Origin of the sequence: Cobetia sp. L2A1 (assembly GCF_009796845.1) — a bacterium.
Classification (GTDB): Bacteria; Pseudomonadota; Gammaproteobacteria; order Pseudomonadales; family Halomonadaceae; genus Cobetia.
In genome coordinates this window covers 1,397,627-1,411,383 of the sequence record NZ_CP047025.1, presented here as the reverse complement: position 1 = coordinate 1,411,383, position 13,757 = coordinate 1,397,627, and the positions used below count along the sequence as shown (strand labels likewise).

At 58.9% G+C, this 13,757-nt stretch carries 13 protein-coding genes; 5 read left to right on the top strand and 8 right to left on the bottom strand.

Features of this window, described 5'->3' with window-relative positions; genetic code table 11:
• Nucleotides 1-206 precede the first annotated feature (206 nt).
• Together GQR90_RS06120 and GQR90_RS06115 are read right to left on the bottom strand one after the other, a co-directional pair.
• Nucleotides 207-908, bottom strand: a complete 702-nt coding sequence (locus GQR90_RS06120) for a pseudouridine synthase (protein WP_158773336.1) — start codon at nt 906-908, stop codon at nt 207-209.
• On the bottom strand, nt 908-1,822 hold the full coding sequence (locus tag GQR90_RS06115) for an amidohydrolase (RefSeq protein ID WP_158773335.1): 915 nt from the start codon (nt 1,820-1,822) through the stop codon (nt 908-910). The genes GQR90_RS06120 and GQR90_RS06115 overlap by 1 nt, the downstream gene beginning before the upstream one ends.
• Before the next feature lie 357 nt (nt 1,823-2,179).
• Here GQR90_RS06115 and GQR90_RS06110 point away from each other — a divergent pair, with 357 nt between their 5' ends.
• The 3 genes from GQR90_RS06110 to GQR90_RS06100 are packed head-to-tail and all read left to right on the top strand — an operon-like array spanning nt 2,180 to nt 4,535.
• Complete coding sequence (locus GQR90_RS06110) at nt 2,180-2,533, top strand: DUF1904 family protein (RefSeq protein WP_158773334.1); 354 nt, start codon at nt 2,180-2,182, stop codon at nt 2,531-2,533.
• The gene (rarD, locus tag GQR90_RS06105) at nt 2,530-3,504 is read left to right on the top strand and encodes an EamA family transporter RarD (RefSeq protein WP_158773333.1); all 975 of its coding nucleotides are present in this window, start codon (nt 2,530-2,532) and stop codon (nt 3,502-3,504) included. Before GQR90_RS06110 ends, rarD begins: the two co-directional genes overlap by 4 nt.
• A 35-nt stretch (nt 3,505-3,539) precedes the next feature.
• On the top strand, nt 3,540-4,535 hold the full coding sequence (locus GQR90_RS06100) for a YihY/virulence factor BrkB family protein (RefSeq protein WP_158773332.1): 996 nt from the start codon (nt 3,540-3,542) through the stop codon (nt 4,533-4,535).
• Between the two features lie 101 nt (nt 4,536-4,636).
• Here GQR90_RS06100 and GQR90_RS06095 read toward each other — a convergent pair whose 3' ends face one another.
• On the bottom strand, nt 4,637-5,068 hold the full coding sequence (locus tag GQR90_RS06095; protein ID WP_158773331.1) for an OsmC family protein: 432 nt from the start codon (nt 5,066-5,068) through the stop codon (nt 4,637-4,639).
• A 305-nt stretch (nt 5,069-5,373) separates the two neighbouring features.
• Between GQR90_RS06095 and GQR90_RS06090 the strand changes: the two genes are divergently transcribed.
• Together GQR90_RS06090 and GQR90_RS06085 are read left to right on the top strand one after the other, a co-directional pair.
• Entirely contained in the window at nt 5,374-5,817 is a 444-nt protein-coding gene (locus GQR90_RS06090; RefSeq protein WP_158773330.1) for a hypothetical protein, read from the top strand.
• A gap of 400 nt (nt 5,818-6,217) precedes the next feature.
• Nucleotides 6,218-7,381 carry an oxidoreductase gene (locus tag GQR90_RS06085; RefSeq protein ID WP_158773329.1) on the top strand — a complete coding sequence of 388 codons (1,164 nt, stop codon included), beginning with the start codon at nt 6,218-6,220 and terminating at the stop codon, nt 7,379-7,381.
• 138 nt (nt 7,382-7,519) lie between these two features.
• Here GQR90_RS06085 and GQR90_RS06080 read toward each other — a convergent pair whose 3' ends face one another.
• The 5 genes from GQR90_RS06080 to GQR90_RS06060 are packed head-to-tail and all read right to left on the bottom strand — an operon-like array spanning nt 7,520 to nt 13,680.
• The gene (locus tag GQR90_RS06080; RefSeq protein WP_158773328.1) at nt 7,520-8,623 is read right to left on the bottom strand and encodes an NAD-dependent epimerase/dehydratase family protein; all 1,104 of its coding nucleotides are present in this window, start codon (nt 8,621-8,623) and stop codon (nt 7,520-7,522) included.
• Nucleotides 8,620-10,578 carry an ArnT family glycosyltransferase gene (locus GQR90_RS06075; protein ID WP_158773327.1) on the bottom strand — a complete coding sequence of 653 codons (1,959 nt, stop codon included), beginning with the start codon at nt 10,576-10,578 and terminating at the stop codon, nt 8,620-8,622. The genes GQR90_RS06080 and GQR90_RS06075 overlap by 4 nt, the downstream gene beginning before the upstream one ends.
• Entirely contained in the window at nt 10,575-12,419 is a 1,845-nt protein-coding gene (locus tag GQR90_RS06070; RefSeq protein ID WP_233266450.1) for an ArnT family glycosyltransferase, read from the bottom strand. The genes GQR90_RS06075 and GQR90_RS06070 overlap by 4 nt, the downstream gene beginning before the upstream one ends.
• Nucleotides 12,416-12,733 carry a lipid-A-disaccharide synthase N-terminal domain-containing protein gene (locus GQR90_RS06065; protein WP_158773326.1) on the bottom strand — a complete coding sequence of 106 codons (318 nt, stop codon included), beginning with the start codon at nt 12,731-12,733 and terminating at the stop codon, nt 12,416-12,418. Before GQR90_RS06065 ends, GQR90_RS06070 begins: the two co-directional genes overlap by 4 nt.
• Complete coding sequence (locus GQR90_RS06060; RefSeq protein ID WP_158773325.1) at nt 12,733-13,680, bottom strand: glycosyltransferase; 948 nt, start codon at nt 13,678-13,680, stop codon at nt 12,733-12,735. Before GQR90_RS06060 ends, GQR90_RS06065 begins: the two co-directional genes overlap by 1 nt.
• Nucleotides 13,681-13,757 lie beyond the last annotated feature (77 nt).

Below are 13,757 nucleotides of genomic sequence, written 5' to 3'. Positions count from 1 at the left end.
TATATAAGCGGGTAATGCATTCCATCTCATGCTGCTTCTTTAGGCTACTACACACTACGTATTACCTCTTGTCTGGCACTGTCACTAACGAGATGCAGGTACATCCTTACCCGCGAAACGCAAACGCCCCCGTCATCAGTCAAGATGACGGGGGCGTTTATGCCTTGGCTCGACATGCGATGACAGAGCCCATGTCGCAGAAAAGCCTAGAAGCTGGCCACTTCCTCAGGACGCAGGAAGCGACATTCACCCGGTTCCAGATCAGGGTCCAGCTCCAGATCCCCAATCGCTTCACGGTGCAGCGCTTCGACGTGATTGCCGATCGCCGCGAACATGCGCTTGACCTGGTGATAACGGCCTTCGGTGATCCACAACAGGCCGACGGTGGCCGTTTCCATCTCGAGACGCGCGGGACGGGTCGGCTTTTCCTCACCATCCAGCATCAGGCCATGGTCAAAGTCGGCCACGGCGCTGGTCAGCTCATCACCTTCCAGCGGATGCGCCAGGGTCACGCGGTAGCGCTTGGCACAGGCTCTCTTGGGCGAGGTGACGCGATGATTCCACTGGCCGTCATCTGTCATCAGCACCAGACCTGTGGTGTCGACATCCAGGCGGCCGACAATGCTCAGGCGATCGACATTGGGTAGATCAATCAGGTCATGCGCACGCTCGTAAAGGCCGGGCTTGGTAGTGCATTCGACATTGGCCGGCTTGTAGAGCATCAGGTAGCGCATCCCCATCAGCTCAAGGTGCTCGCCTTTCCATTCGACGCGCATGCCATCCTTGACGGCGCTCGCGGTATTCTTGACTACCTCACCATCCACGGTGACATCGCCGCGGTGCACGACCTTCTTGGCATCGCTGCGACTAAGATCTGTGGTTTCGGTAAGGAATTTGTCCAGGCGCATCAGGCCTCCAGAGTGAAATGATCGGCGTCCATCCACGCCGGAAACTTGGTACGAAACTCGTCGAGCGCCGCGCGTTCAAGCGTCACGGTCTCGATGAAAGGCTGGTCTGGCGCAGGGTCGAGGATGGGCTCTCCCTTGAAATCGCAGACCATGGAATCGCCGGTGTAATGCAGGCCGTTGGCGTCGTCACCCACACGGTTGACGCCCACCACGTAAGCCAGATTCTCGATCGCGCGGGCCTGAAGCAGCGTACGCCACGGATGACGCCGCACACCGGGCCAGTTGGCGACACAGAGCAACAGGTCATACTCAAAAGCACTCTCGGTGGCCGCTTCTGCTTCACTGACACCGCCGATCACCGGCCGCTGACGCAGCCAGGTGGGAAAGCGCAGGTCGTAGCAGACAGAGAGCTGAATGCGAAAGCCTTCAAGCTCCACGATGACTCGCTCATATCCCATGCCATAGCGTTCATGTTCGCCTGCCATGCGGAACAGATGACGCTTGTCATAGTGCGCCACCTGCCCGTCTGGCGTGGCCCACAGCATGCGGTTGTAGCATTCTTCATCGTCGAGAATGGCAACACTGCCGGTCATCACGCAGCCACGAGTGACGGCTTGCTGCTTGAGCCAGGCAACGCTACTGCTGGTCGCCATCGGCTCGGCCATCTGGCGCGAGTTCATGGTGAAGCCAGTGGCAAACATCTCTGGCAGCACGATCAAATCAGTCACGACATTACGGCCATCAGGTCCAGCGATCAGACCGGCAGCATCCAGCTGCTCATTCAACAAACGGCAGTTCTCCGCAGGGTCTTCCCAGCGCAGATCCGCCTGCACCAGACTCACGCGTAGACACTGCCTGTCTGATATTGCCGATGATTGAGACTGCTTCGTCTGTGCCTGTATCGTCTCTGTCATGCTGCCTCCCTGATCACGTTCGATGCCTGTAGGGTGCTGTACTCCCTCGGCACTGGCCTTGAATGCGCTCATTCTACCGCCTGTGGCCGTCAGATGTGAGTAGCAATGCGCTATCAGCCCTCTATTGCTTTTCTTCGTCGGCTTATCATTTACGCATCGTAGCTGGCAGAGTTCTGATCAGGGCACTCGAGCAAAGTGCCTGGCAGAGATGGCGACACGTAGTGGTGCGGGTGTGAGCATCAGAAGCCGATGATATATTGGCAAACAACCAGCCAGTCCCCGGCACCTTCATCTTGGTGTGAACCTCGGTTTCTGGCCCATCAAAGACAATGACAGCACCCGCTTCAGGAGATTCACATGCCACAGCTTCGCTTCCACGGCGTCACGCCTGCGCGCCTTGCGCCTGTCTCTCGGGCCTTGATCGATCAGCTGAGCGAGGCGGCCACGACGGCACGTGACGAATTCACCCTGGAATGCGTGGCGACCCACTATATCTTCGATGGCGAGACGGTCGATGCTTTCCCCTTTGTCGAAGTGCTGTGGTTCGAGCGCGGACAGACCGTTCGTGATGCCTGTGCAGCGGCGATTGATCAGGCCATGCGTGACGCCGGTTACCCTCAGGCAGAAACCTTTTTCATCGCACTAAGTGCCTCCGGCTATTACATCGCCGGCCAGCCGCTGAGCCGCAACACATCAGGCGAGGCGTCATGAGCCAGTCTGCATCGACAGTCGAGACTGAATTACAGCAAGCACGCAGTGAGGAACTCAAGGGCGTCGGCTATGGCCTGAGCGCCTACATCATGTGGGGTTGCTTCCCTCTCTACTTTGCACTTTTCTCCGGCATTCCCGCATGGGAAGTACTGCTGCATCGTATTCTCTGGAGCTGCCTATTCCTGGTCGTCCTGATCAGTCTGCTCAGGCGCTGGTCTCCGATTCGTGCTGCATTGGCCAAACCACGCCTGTTATTGCCTGGGCTGGCGTGTTCATTATTGATTGCGGTCAACTGGGGCATCTATATCTTTGCGGTGGAGCAACACGAGGTGCTGCAGGCGAGCCTTGGCTACTTTCTGACACCGCTGGTCAACGTCGCTCTCGGCATGGTGTTCTTGAAGGAGCGCCTGACGCGCCTTCAAGGCGTGGCCTTGCTGTTGGCGGCTGGTGGCATTGGCCTGCAACTCATCGGTCTGACGGAGCTACCGTGGATCACGCTGTCATTGGCACTGTCCTTTGGCACCTACGGACTGCTCAGAAAACGTGTCGCGCTCGACGGCCTCTCGGGACTCTTCGTCGAGACCCTGATGCTCGCGCCCATCGCGCTGCTGTTGATCGGCAGCCTGTGGCACACGGGAGAGTCGCACTTCCTGGCCACCGACATCGGCCCGCTGGGAGTTCCCGCCAGCGTACTGCTGATGTCCAGCGGGGTACTGACCGCACTGCCCCTGCTCGCTTTCGCGGGGGCGGCACGTCGGCTACGCCTCGCTACCGTCGGCTTTCTGATGTATATCAATCCAACGATGCAATTCGTGATCGCACTGCTGATCTTCAAGGAAACACTGCAACCCTCAATGTTGATCACCTTCATACTGATCTGGACAGGGCTGGCGCTCTATTCCGCCTCGACCTGGAAAGAACACCGTGCCAGCGAACGACGTCGACGCGAGTCTGGGGATCGTGTGTCCTGAGCCACTCGCGCCACTGAATCATGGGGAGTCATTACATGTCGGACGCTGCTGTCGATAGCCTAAGTGCACGCCTGTTGCGCTTTCTTCCACGCCTGATCGCCTTTGCCTGGCGAGTTCTGGGACAGTTCATCGCCAATCGCGGTGTACTGCTCGCAGGGGGTGTCGGCTACAACATCCTGCTCTCCAGCGTGCCGCTGTTCGCACTGAGCTGCGTGATGTTGACCCACCTGGTGGATGAGTCACGCCTGATGAGCATCATCGCCATTCAGGTACAACACCTGGGCCCGGGGCAGGAGGATATTCTGCTCGATGCAGTGCGCAAGCTACTCGATAACCGCGAAGTGATTGGCTGGGTGGGCATGGGGGGCTTGCTGTTCTTTGCGGGTCTGGCCTTTCGCATGCTGGAAGATGCCATCGCGCTGATCTTCCATCAGCATCCGGTGATACGTAAGCGCAGCGCCTGGATCTCCGCCCTGCTGCCTTACGCTTTCGTGATGGTGCTCGGCGCAGGCTTGCTGGCCCTGACACTGCTGGTGGCACTGGCATCCGCGATGAATGATGCCCTGACACTGTTGACGGGCATCGAGGTGACGCTGGGCGATGCCGGTAGCGAGGTGATCTACGTGATCAGCATCGTCGGCATGTTTGGCCTCTTCAGCGCCATCTACAAGATTCTGCCTCAGACGCGCGTCTCGACACGGCGCGCACTGGTCGGCGGGCTGGTCGCCGCGACCCTGTGGGAGTTGACGCGACTGGCACTGAGTTGGTATTTCACGCATCTGTCATTCATCGGTGCCATCTACGGCTCTCTCGCCACACTGATCGTGCTACTGCTCGGGCTAGAAATTGGCGCGATCATTCTGCTCTTGGGTGCACAGGTCATCGCTGAACTGGAGCAGTGCTCTCGCGAGAATATCCGCTGGTATCGTACACCGACGCGCACACCGCTGACGCGCCTGCAATCGCGTCGTAATGCGATGCAGCATACCGGTGCAATTGCCGAGGACGAAATATCAGGCAGCGAACCTTGAGCATCCAGAATCAGGCAATCATACGCATCCGCCATGCATGAAAAAGCCGCCCCGTAGGGCGGCTTTTCAGCACTGAGCGCTTATTCATACTCAAGCGTAAATTAGTTCGCGAGCGTTGCTGCCAACGTGATCTCAGCGGTAAACAACTTGGAAATGGGGCAACCTGCCTTGGCCTTGTCAGCCACTGACTGGAAGTCTGCCTCACTGATACCCGGTACACTGGCTTTCGTTTCGAGTGCGATTTTCGTCACGCTGAAGCCGCTGTCATCCTTGTCGAGGTGCACTGTCGCAGAAGTATCGATGGCGGTGGGTTCAAAGCCTGCTTCACCCAACATCATCGAAAGCGCCATCGAGAAGCAGCTGGCATGTGCCGCACCAATCAGCTCTTCCGGGTTGGTGCCTGCACCGTCTTCAAAGCGCGTATTGAAGCCGTAAGGCTGTGCATCCAACGCCTTGCTTTGCGTGCTGACGGTACCCTTGCCTTGCTTGACGCTACCTTCCCAATGCGCGGAACCGGTTTTCTTGATCGTCATGCATGTCTCCTTTACCAAAGAGAACTCCGAGAGGAGCTCCAAAGGGCGGCTGCCCCGTACCCATGACATTGTCCCGAGATGGCGCAACTTCAAGGCCAGTCTCAAAATGTCTCTGCAGTAGCACTCAAAAATACCTCGGAGATAGCACTCAGGAAATATCTCAGAGTTGAAATTACCCCGACTGCCCCGATAACCCCTATATGGCAACGCAGGATTGCGTTATACAACGTTTCACTATCCGCCTCGTCAGCGGGGCTGCCCCAAGAAAGTGACAACGGCAGTCTGACCCGTCAGGAGTTCCAGACATGTCTCACAAGGTTTCCTCTCTCGCGGCAACATATACGCCTGCGCGCACGTTCATGTATAGCCTCAGCGCAGCACTGCTGGTAATCGGCTGCCTGACACTGTCACCGGCGAATGCCGCCGACCGCATGGATACCGAAGCAGGGGTCAGCGGGACTGCCACTAGCCAGCATTCCTCACAAGGTCTGCCCACCGGTAGCAACTCGAGCCGTACGGCAAACAAGATGAACGATAACAACGCGCACTATCAGCAAGATTCTCAGCCAGTCGCCAGCCAACAGGACAAGGACAAGGCCAAGCAGCAGGTACAGAAAAGCCTCACGGGCGGCAAGGAAGGTAGCGAAGGCGGACGTCATGCCACGACAGGACAAGCCAAGCCCACCGAAAACTGGTTTGGCTGCCCCCCCACCGGCGGTAAAAAATCCGCACGCTGTACTGACCAGTGATCGTGTAGATATACGCCATCATCCGGTCATTCATGTCTCTTGCGACCCTCCCGCGCCCCGCAGCCCATCGCTGACGGGGCGCGTGTCATTCAGGCGCGACGTGACCCTGTGCCCAACGAGCAGCTCTGCGTTGCCCTTGCTTACGTCTTCTACAAAACAATAAGAAAAAAACAAGAAAATTCAGTGCATTAGCATCATTGGTTGTCGAAACGACAACACTCTCCTTCCATGCTTTCCGCTTGTGACACGTAATATCGGCAGGCAGGATAAGGGCATGCTGATGATCTATCGATCATTCACACAGCCCCCCGGCGTCGGACTTTACCTTTTTCAGTACGCCGGTGATGGATGGCTGTATTACCTGACATGACAGCGGATTCGCTCCGCGGGAGAAGTACCGATGACAGACACGACGTCACTATTTACCCCTATTGCCTTCGCCGGGATTGAACTGGGCAACCGAGCAGTGCTTTCCCCCATGACACGCACTAGCGCAAAGGATGACGGCCGGGTACATCATGACATGGTGGACTACTATCGCGATTTCGCGCGCGGCCAGTTCTCACTGCTCATCACCGAAGGCATCTACACCGATGAGGCGTTCAGTCAGGGCTATGCCAATCAGCCAGGGCTTGCCAATCAGGCCCAACAGAACAGCTGGCGCTGTGTGGTAGACGCCGTGCATCAGCAGAGTGGCCGTATCGTCGCTCAGCTGATGCATGCCGGTGCACAGACGCAACACAATCGCTTCAAGGATGAGGTTGTCGCACCCTCAGAGAGCCGAGCCAGCGGCGAAATGCTCAGCTTCTATGGCGGTACTGGCCCCTTCCCGCTGGCACGTGAGATCAGTGAGTCAGAAATTCACGCAGCCATTGCCGGCTTTGCTACCAGCGCGCGACTGGCCAAGGAAGCAGGTTTCGATGGTGTCGAACTGCATGGTGCCAACGGCTACTTGATTCACCAGTTCATCAGCGAGCGCTTCAATCAGCGTGACGATGCCTGGGGTGGCGATGCGCTCGCACGCCTAGCCTTCCCGTTGGCAGTCATTCGCAGTGTGCGCGAGGCTGTCGGCAACGATTTTCCTGTCGGCATGCGTTTGTCACAAGGCACCGTGACGGAGCCAAGTCTTCAGTGGCAGGGTGGCCCAGACGCAGCACGTGAGCGCTTGGCGCGCTTGATGGATAGCGGTGTGGACTTCCTGCACCTGACCGGCGGCGATATACAGACACCGGCTTTCCCAGAAGCAGAGGACGAAGCTGATCGCCAGCTGAGTCTGACGTCACTGGCAGCCCAGGTGCGCACAGCACAGCGCGCCAATGTCACCCTGATCACCAATGGGGGTATCGATAATCTCGAGAAAGCTGAGGTGGCACTCACCCAGGCAGACCTGGTCGCCATTGGGCGCTCTGCGCTGGCTAACCATGACTGGCCCAAGCGAATCAAGCGTGGCACCTGCATCACGCCGTTCGACTTCGGCATGCTGTCGCCGCTGGCAACACTGGGGAATGAGGAAGATTGGCGCATTGCCAACGACAAGCCCGCCAACTGTGAAGGCCGCTGCTGATCCACCACCAGGCGCTGCTCAGACAATGACAGACCAGTCATCTTCTCTGCTTTTCTAGTCATCAGCGCCAACCAAACGCACCAGGGCCCGTCATCACACGACGGGCCCTGGTGCGTTTGGTGCTCGGGTTATCACTGGCTAGATGATCGCGCGTGCATCCGATAGCACGCCAGGCGTGAATGCCAACATGCCTTTAGATGACTGGCAGATAGGGTCTGGGATAGCAGCATCCGTCGCTTCCTCCGCCAACAGCTCGGGGTAGGCACGCACCCAGCCGGCGAGTTCCGCCAGGCCCTCACTCAGGCTGACACCGGGACGGAAGCCGCTCAGTGCCTCAAGGGCTGTGGTATCAGCCCAGGTGCGCTCCACATCGCCGGCTTGCATCGGCAACAGCCGTTTGCGCGCCTTGATGCCCAGCACGTCCTCAAGACCGCTGATGAAATCGCCTAACGCGACCGGCTCACCGCGACCGACATTCAACACGCGCGACGGCGCCGTATTCGCCTCATGCGTCGGGGGTAGCACCATCAGGCGTCGAATACTCTCGACAATATCGCTGATATGCGTGAAATCGCGCGCCATCTGGCCGTGGTTATACACATCAATCGCCTCACCGGCCAATAGCTTGCGCGCGAAGCGCAACGGCGCCATGTCAGGCCGGCCACGTGCGCCATAGACGGTAAAGAAGCGGAGCCCGGTCACCGGCAAACCATAAAGATGCGCATAGCTGTAGGCCATCAATTCATTGGCCTGCTTGGTCGCGGCATACAAGGAGAGTGGCTGCACGCCGGCCTGCCCTTCCGTGAGCGGCTGACGCGTATCGTCACCGTAGACAGAACTGCTGGAGGCATACAGCAGATGACGCGGACGCGCGGCTCGACACGCTTCCAGTAGATTGACGAAGCCGACCAGATTGCTATCCACATAGTCATGCGGCTGACTGATGGAGTGGCGCACGCCAGCCTGTGCCGCAAGGTTGACTACGACATCAAAGCTCTCGCACTGCATCAGGGTCATCAGGGCCTCACGCTCGATGAGGTCCATCTTTACGAAGCGGAAACTGCCGACTGCATTCGGCCGGGCTGCCAGAGCTTCCAACCGTGCGAGGCGATGACGCTTCAGCGCCAACGGATAATAGGGATTGAGATTATCGAGCCCCACGACCTGCAAGCCCTCTTTCAGCAGACGCTCACACAACGCAGCCCCGATAAAGCCGGCGGCACCGGTAATCAGAATCTTCATACTCCCTCCTTGTCGTATGGCAGTGCGATCAGTGCCTGTGCCGGAATGGCGATCAGCTGATGACGCCCCTGATGAAAGATCGGCGTGCTGTCGCGTGATGAATGGTTTTCGATGGTGGGTCTCCCCGAGGCATGCGCCTGGCACCAGGCCTGCATATCAGGGCGAGGGTCCATTCCCATCAGTGATGCCTGCTGCGGCATTTCCTCGGCGGGCACCTTGTCGTCAAGCGACAAACACTTGGTGACATCCATCAGTAGCCAGCCAGCGGGATGCTCCTGCTGCCATGCATGCAACTGCCGGGGAGCACGACTCAGCGTGTCCAGTGGTTGCGTCAGCCGGCCCAGAAACTGATAGGTCGCCTGATAGTCATTGGCCACGACTGCCACCTGCTGCCCCGCTTGCTGACGTGCATTCACCCACTGGGCCAATGAGCCTTGATCCAATCGCGGCCATAGCGGACGCAGGGTCAGGGTCAGCAGGCAGGTCACCAGCAGCAGACTTCCCAGCACTAGCCGTCGCTGAGCATTCAGCTGTATTGCCGGTGATGCTGCTTCTGCCTCTTGCCACGGCCATAACCACAGCATCAGCAATATCAGCAGTCCGCCCGCTAACACGCAGGCCAGACTGCCAGAAGTTGACGCCGCCAGCGCTGAGTCTGCTGGCTGCAATGTCAATGACGGCATGACCAGTACGCCCAACACCAGACTTGAGGCAGCAAGCGCACCACACAGCATCGCCAACAGCCTCAGCGAGGTACGTGCGGCCGGCTGGCGCAGCGCAGCCCATGCCATCAGCAGACTCATCGGCACCAGTAGCGGCATCAGATAATGAATCTGCTTGCCGGAGATCAGTGAAAACACGGCCAGGCCAGCAAGGCTCCAGACGCGACACATGCGTAACAGCGGGCGCTCCTGATGCGGACGCTGTGCAATAGACGACGCCAGGCCCTCTACCAGCAGGCGCGGACGCAAGCTGAAAGGAAAGATCAGTAGCGCGAGCCAAGGCAGATACCACCACAGCGGACGCGCATGATCTTGCGCCTCCATGACACGATTCGCCGTCTGTCCCCATAGCAAGTCCTGCACATAGCTGGCAGGGCCATCAATCACGGCAGGCACCAACCAGAGACTCAGCACGCCCAGCCCCAGCAACAGACTGCCCAGCCAGCCACGCCATTCAATCGCCAGTACTTGCCGCACGGGCGCCTGCGCCCACCAGGGGCGACTGCCAACCACCAATACGAACCACAGCAGTGCGACCGGTCCCTTGGCGAGCAAGGCCAATCCTAGCCATAGCCCGCTTTCCAGCACATCGCGACGTGCCACTGACATGTCACCCTGGGGTGAACACCAGGGGCGAAGTGCCCCAAGCAGGCAGCTGGTCAATAGCACATCAAACATCAGCGCCTGACTGTAGAGCATCCACATCAGGCAGCCAGCCAGTGTCCAGCGCGATAGCCGTACCCACTGTTCGCGATGGGTGAATGCCTCTGCCTGCTCCGGCACGGCTGGCCACAGAGTGCGTGCCACGCGGCCCAGTTGCCAGATACCCAGTAGACTGACCAGCGGCATCACTAGCTTCGGCCACCAGCCGTTGACGCCGAACACCGCCCAACCAGCATGAATCAGCCAGAACAGCAGCACCGGCTTGTCCGCATAGGGCGCGCCATTCATGGTCGAGACAAACCACTGGTTGCTGTGCCACATCTCCCACGCGACCGAGACATAACGCGTCTCATCGATTGGCAGATAAGGTCGTGCCAGCACACCGGCCACCAGCAGTACCAACCAAAGAGCCCAGGACAGGCGCTCATTCTCGACAAACCCGCCAAGCCCTACCCAGGTGCCTCTGGCAGGACGTACGCCGCCAGCATGAGAGGCAGACCCTCGCGAAGATGAGCGAGAGATCGAAAGTGGCGAAGCACCCGCATCGTGCGCTTGATCATGGCGCTTCATTGATCGCGCTCCTGCGTATGATCTGATGACTCAGTCTCGCCACGCGGTGCGTGACGCACCGGCAATCCGATCAAACGTGCTGCTTCATCCGAGATGGAGGTCGGGGCCAGATACAACGGCGCTGCCGCAGCCTCCCCCACGCATGCCAGTGCGGCAGTACCAGGCAGCAACGCCCAGTGTTCATCCGGCTCACTGAGATCAATTGCTTGCGTGGCGTCCAGACAGGTATTTCGTGCGAGTACCTTCGGTGTCAGCAGTGTCCAGCGTGACTCAGGCGCCGCCTTCAACCAGGCAAACAAACCGGCAAACTGGGCATCATCCGGTGTCTTGTAGCCGAAGTGCCATACCGGCTGCTGCGCCTGCAAGATGTACTGCTCGCGGAAGTCCGGAATCGCCAGCGCTTCGAAATGACTACGCTCAGCCACCTGCGACATCAACACGGCAGGATTGCGGACGGGGTCCATCAGGCGTGCACCCCAGGTGCCCCATAATCCCCAGAAGATGATCAACCATGTGCCCAGTGCAAGCAGCCCGCCGCGCGGCATGAGCCATACGCACAGGGCAATGCCACTCCCGCCCAAAAGCCCCCACCAACCCCACGGCACCAGCCCTTCCTTCTCGGCAAGATGCGTCAGAGCAGGTAGCCCGAAGACACCGAGAATCGCCGCCAGCAAGAAGATGCTCGACAACAAGACACACAGACCAAAGGCCAGTCGTGCAAGATTCAGACGACGCGACAAGCCCGGCAACAGCGGCGACAGCCCAATCACCAGCAATGGCAAGGCGGGCAGCACGTACACACCACGCTTGCCTGGCGATAGCGAGAAGAACACGACAATCAGCAGTGCCCCCATCAGTGGTAGCCAGACCCGCAGGTCACGTCGTGCAAGACGACGCATCAACGCCTTCGGCCACCACGGCACTGTCAGCAGCAATGGCATCCAGGCCCAGGGGATCACGCTGGTGATGAAGTAGTGCCACGGCTTGAGGTGGTGCCAGCTTTCGGCGTAACGCTGAGCGGTCTGCTTGAGAAGAATATTATCGCGATAGGCAGCCAGCTCAGGATTTGAGGAGATGAATGACATCACCAGCATCGGGCCTGCCCATGCCAGCGGTGCAAGCAACAGCCATCCCAGCCCGATCAGCAACTGGCGCGGCGATACCCGACCAGCACGCAGCCCACCACTGCGCCAGCGTGACTGATGTCGCATGGCCAGCAGCCATGACGGCAGCATCAACAGGGGTAGAAAACCGACACCCTTGGTAATGATGCCAAGGCCCATCGCGAAACAGCCCAGATAGAAATAGCGCGCGCCATCATTCAGCAGCGCATGGCGCAACATGCCCCAAATACCCAGCAGGATGAATGCTGTGACAAGCATATCGATCTGCGCCGTACGGGCCTGCAACACGAACTGCAGTGAGGCGATCAACCACAACCCGGCGATAAAGGCACTACGACGACCGTGCAGACGCCGGATGAGATCCACGCTCAGCCCGAGCGTCGCAAGCCCACCAAGCAATGATGGCAACGCAAAGCCAAGGCGGATATCGCCGGTGAGCCCTGTCGCCAAACCACTCAGCCACATGAAAACAGGGGGTTTGTCGGGATACAGTTCACCGGCACGATGCGGCAACCACCAATCGCCGGTCACCCACATCTCGAGCCCATTGAGCGCAAAGCGGGGTTCATCTGCCGGCCACGGCATCCGCATGCCGAGCCCAATCATCGAGACCAGCAGGTAGAGCAGCACAAGGCTCCACCACGGATGGCGCATGAGCTGACGATAGACCTGTGCGGGAACCTCGCGGGACATACCTGCCCGGCTCAGCACGCTCATACCACGTCATCCTTGTGCTGGCCGTCCTCTTGCAGATCCTTCTCTTTCTGAGTCTTGCGATCACGATTGATGAGGCTCAGGTTGCGCAGATAGATGAAGAGACCTGCCCCCTGTCCGGCGATAAATACCGGGTCTTCACGATGGATGGCATAGGCCAGCAAGGTCATGCCGCCCGCCAGCGAAAACCACCAGAAAGCACGCGGCACAATCGAGCGGCGCGCCTTCTCACTCGCGAGCCACTGAATGATGAAGCGCGCTGAAAACAGTGCCTGGCCCCCAAAGCCAATGGCGACCCACCACGGATTGACGTCCATTAGCGCACCCCTGGCTGCTGGAGAACGACGTCATCCACGTCAGTCGAACCCGACTCAGTGGCGCCATCTGTCATGCCAACCGGTATCGGGCCCGAATTGTCAGTGCCACCTTGCCCTGTGCTTTCCATGATGCCCTGCATATGCCCGAGGGCTTCGGATGCCGCATGGCCTGACGTGTTCTGTAGCGGTGAGGGCAAGCGAGAACGACGCACAAGCCACATCACACCGACGATATCGCTGATACCGACCCATAGACGATCAAAGAAACCGTACTTGGAAACACCCGCGACACGCTCACGGTGACGGACCGGCAAGGACTTCACCTGGCCGCCTTGCGCACGCACCAATGCGGGCAAGAAGCGATGCATATGATCGAAGTACGGCAGGCGCAGGAAGACGTCGCGACGGATGATCTTGATGCCGCAGCCGGTATCTGGCGTGTCGTCATGCAATAGTGCCTGACGAATGGCATTGGCCAGCCGCGAGGAGACACGCTTGAGGGCATCATCACGTCGTTCGGTACGGTGCCCCGCCACGAGATCAAGCCCTTCCAGTCCGGCAAGGCTCAGCATGTCGGGGAGATCTGCCGGATCGTTCTGGCCATCACCGTCGAGCGTGGCAAGCCACTCGCCACGGGCCAGTCGCGCAGCCTGCCAGATCGAGGTGCTCTGCCCGAAGCTGGTGTCATGATGAAAGGGGCGCAGGCGCGAGTCATCAAGCGCCGCATCCTTGAGCCAACGCCAGCTGTCATCGCTGGAACCATCGTCGATCACGATGATCTCGTAGCGCTTGCCAGCCAGTGCAGCATGGACTTCAGCAATTAGCCCCGGCAGGTTGTCACGCTCATCGCGCCCTGGAATCAATACCGAAATGCCGCCACTCAATGATGCATCGTCAGACGATGCTTGGCGGGAAGAGCCCGTAGTGGATGCGGTAGATGGATTCATGTGATGACAGAGACTCCCTGATACGTGAATAACGATTGTGAGGGATTAGCATTAAGACAAAATTAAATGTGCACTTA

What these genes read in the sequence shown, in the direction of transcription:
- GQR90_RS06110 (WP_158773334.1), top strand. Translation starts at nt 2,180, where the DNA reads ATGCCACAGCTTCGCTTCCACGGCGTCACGCCTGCGCGCCTTGCGCCT.
- GQR90_RS06070 (WP_233266450.1), bottom strand. Translation starts at nt 12,419, where the DNA reads ATGAGCGTGCTGAGCCGGGCAGGTATGTCCCGCGAGGTTCCCGCACAG.
- GQR90_RS06100 (WP_158773332.1), top strand. Translation starts at nt 3,540, where the DNA reads ATGTCGGACGCTGCTGTCGATAGCCTAAGTGCACGCCTGTTGCGCTTT.
- rarD (WP_158773333.1), top strand. Translation starts at nt 2,530, where the DNA reads ATGAGCCAGTCTGCATCGACAGTCGAGACTGAATTACAGCAAGCACGC.
- GQR90_RS06085 (WP_158773329.1), top strand. Translation starts at nt 6,218, where the DNA reads ATGACAGACACGACGTCACTATTTACCCCTATTGCCTTCGCCGGGATT.
- GQR90_RS06115 (WP_158773335.1), bottom strand. Translation starts at nt 1,822, where the DNA reads ATGACAGAGACGATACAGGCACAGACGAAGCAGTCTCAATCATCGGCA.
- GQR90_RS06095 (WP_158773331.1), bottom strand. Translation starts at nt 5,068, where the DNA reads ATGACGATCAAGAAAACCGGTTCCGCGCATTGGGAAGGTAGCGTCAAG.
- GQR90_RS06065 (WP_158773326.1), bottom strand. Translation starts at nt 12,733, where the DNA reads ATGGACGTCAATCCGTGGTGGGTCGCCATTGGCTTTGGGGGCCAGGCA.
- GQR90_RS06060 (WP_158773325.1), bottom strand. Translation starts at nt 13,680, where the DNA reads ATGAATCCATCTACCGCATCCACTACGGGCTCTTCCCGCCAAGCATCG.
- GQR90_RS06120 (WP_158773336.1), bottom strand. Translation starts at nt 908, where the DNA reads ATGCGCCTGGACAAATTCCTTACCGAAACCACAGATCTTAGTCGCAGC.
- GQR90_RS06075 (WP_158773327.1), bottom strand. Translation starts at nt 10,578, where the DNA reads ATGAAGCGCCATGATCAAGCGCACGATGCGGGTGCTTCGCCACTTTCG.
- GQR90_RS06090 (WP_158773330.1), top strand. Translation starts at nt 5,374, where the DNA reads ATGTCTCACAAGGTTTCCTCTCTCGCGGCAACATATACGCCTGCGCGC.
- GQR90_RS06080 (WP_158773328.1), bottom strand. Translation starts at nt 8,623, where the DNA reads ATGAAGATTCTGATTACCGGTGCCGCCGGCTTTATCGGGGCTGCGTTG.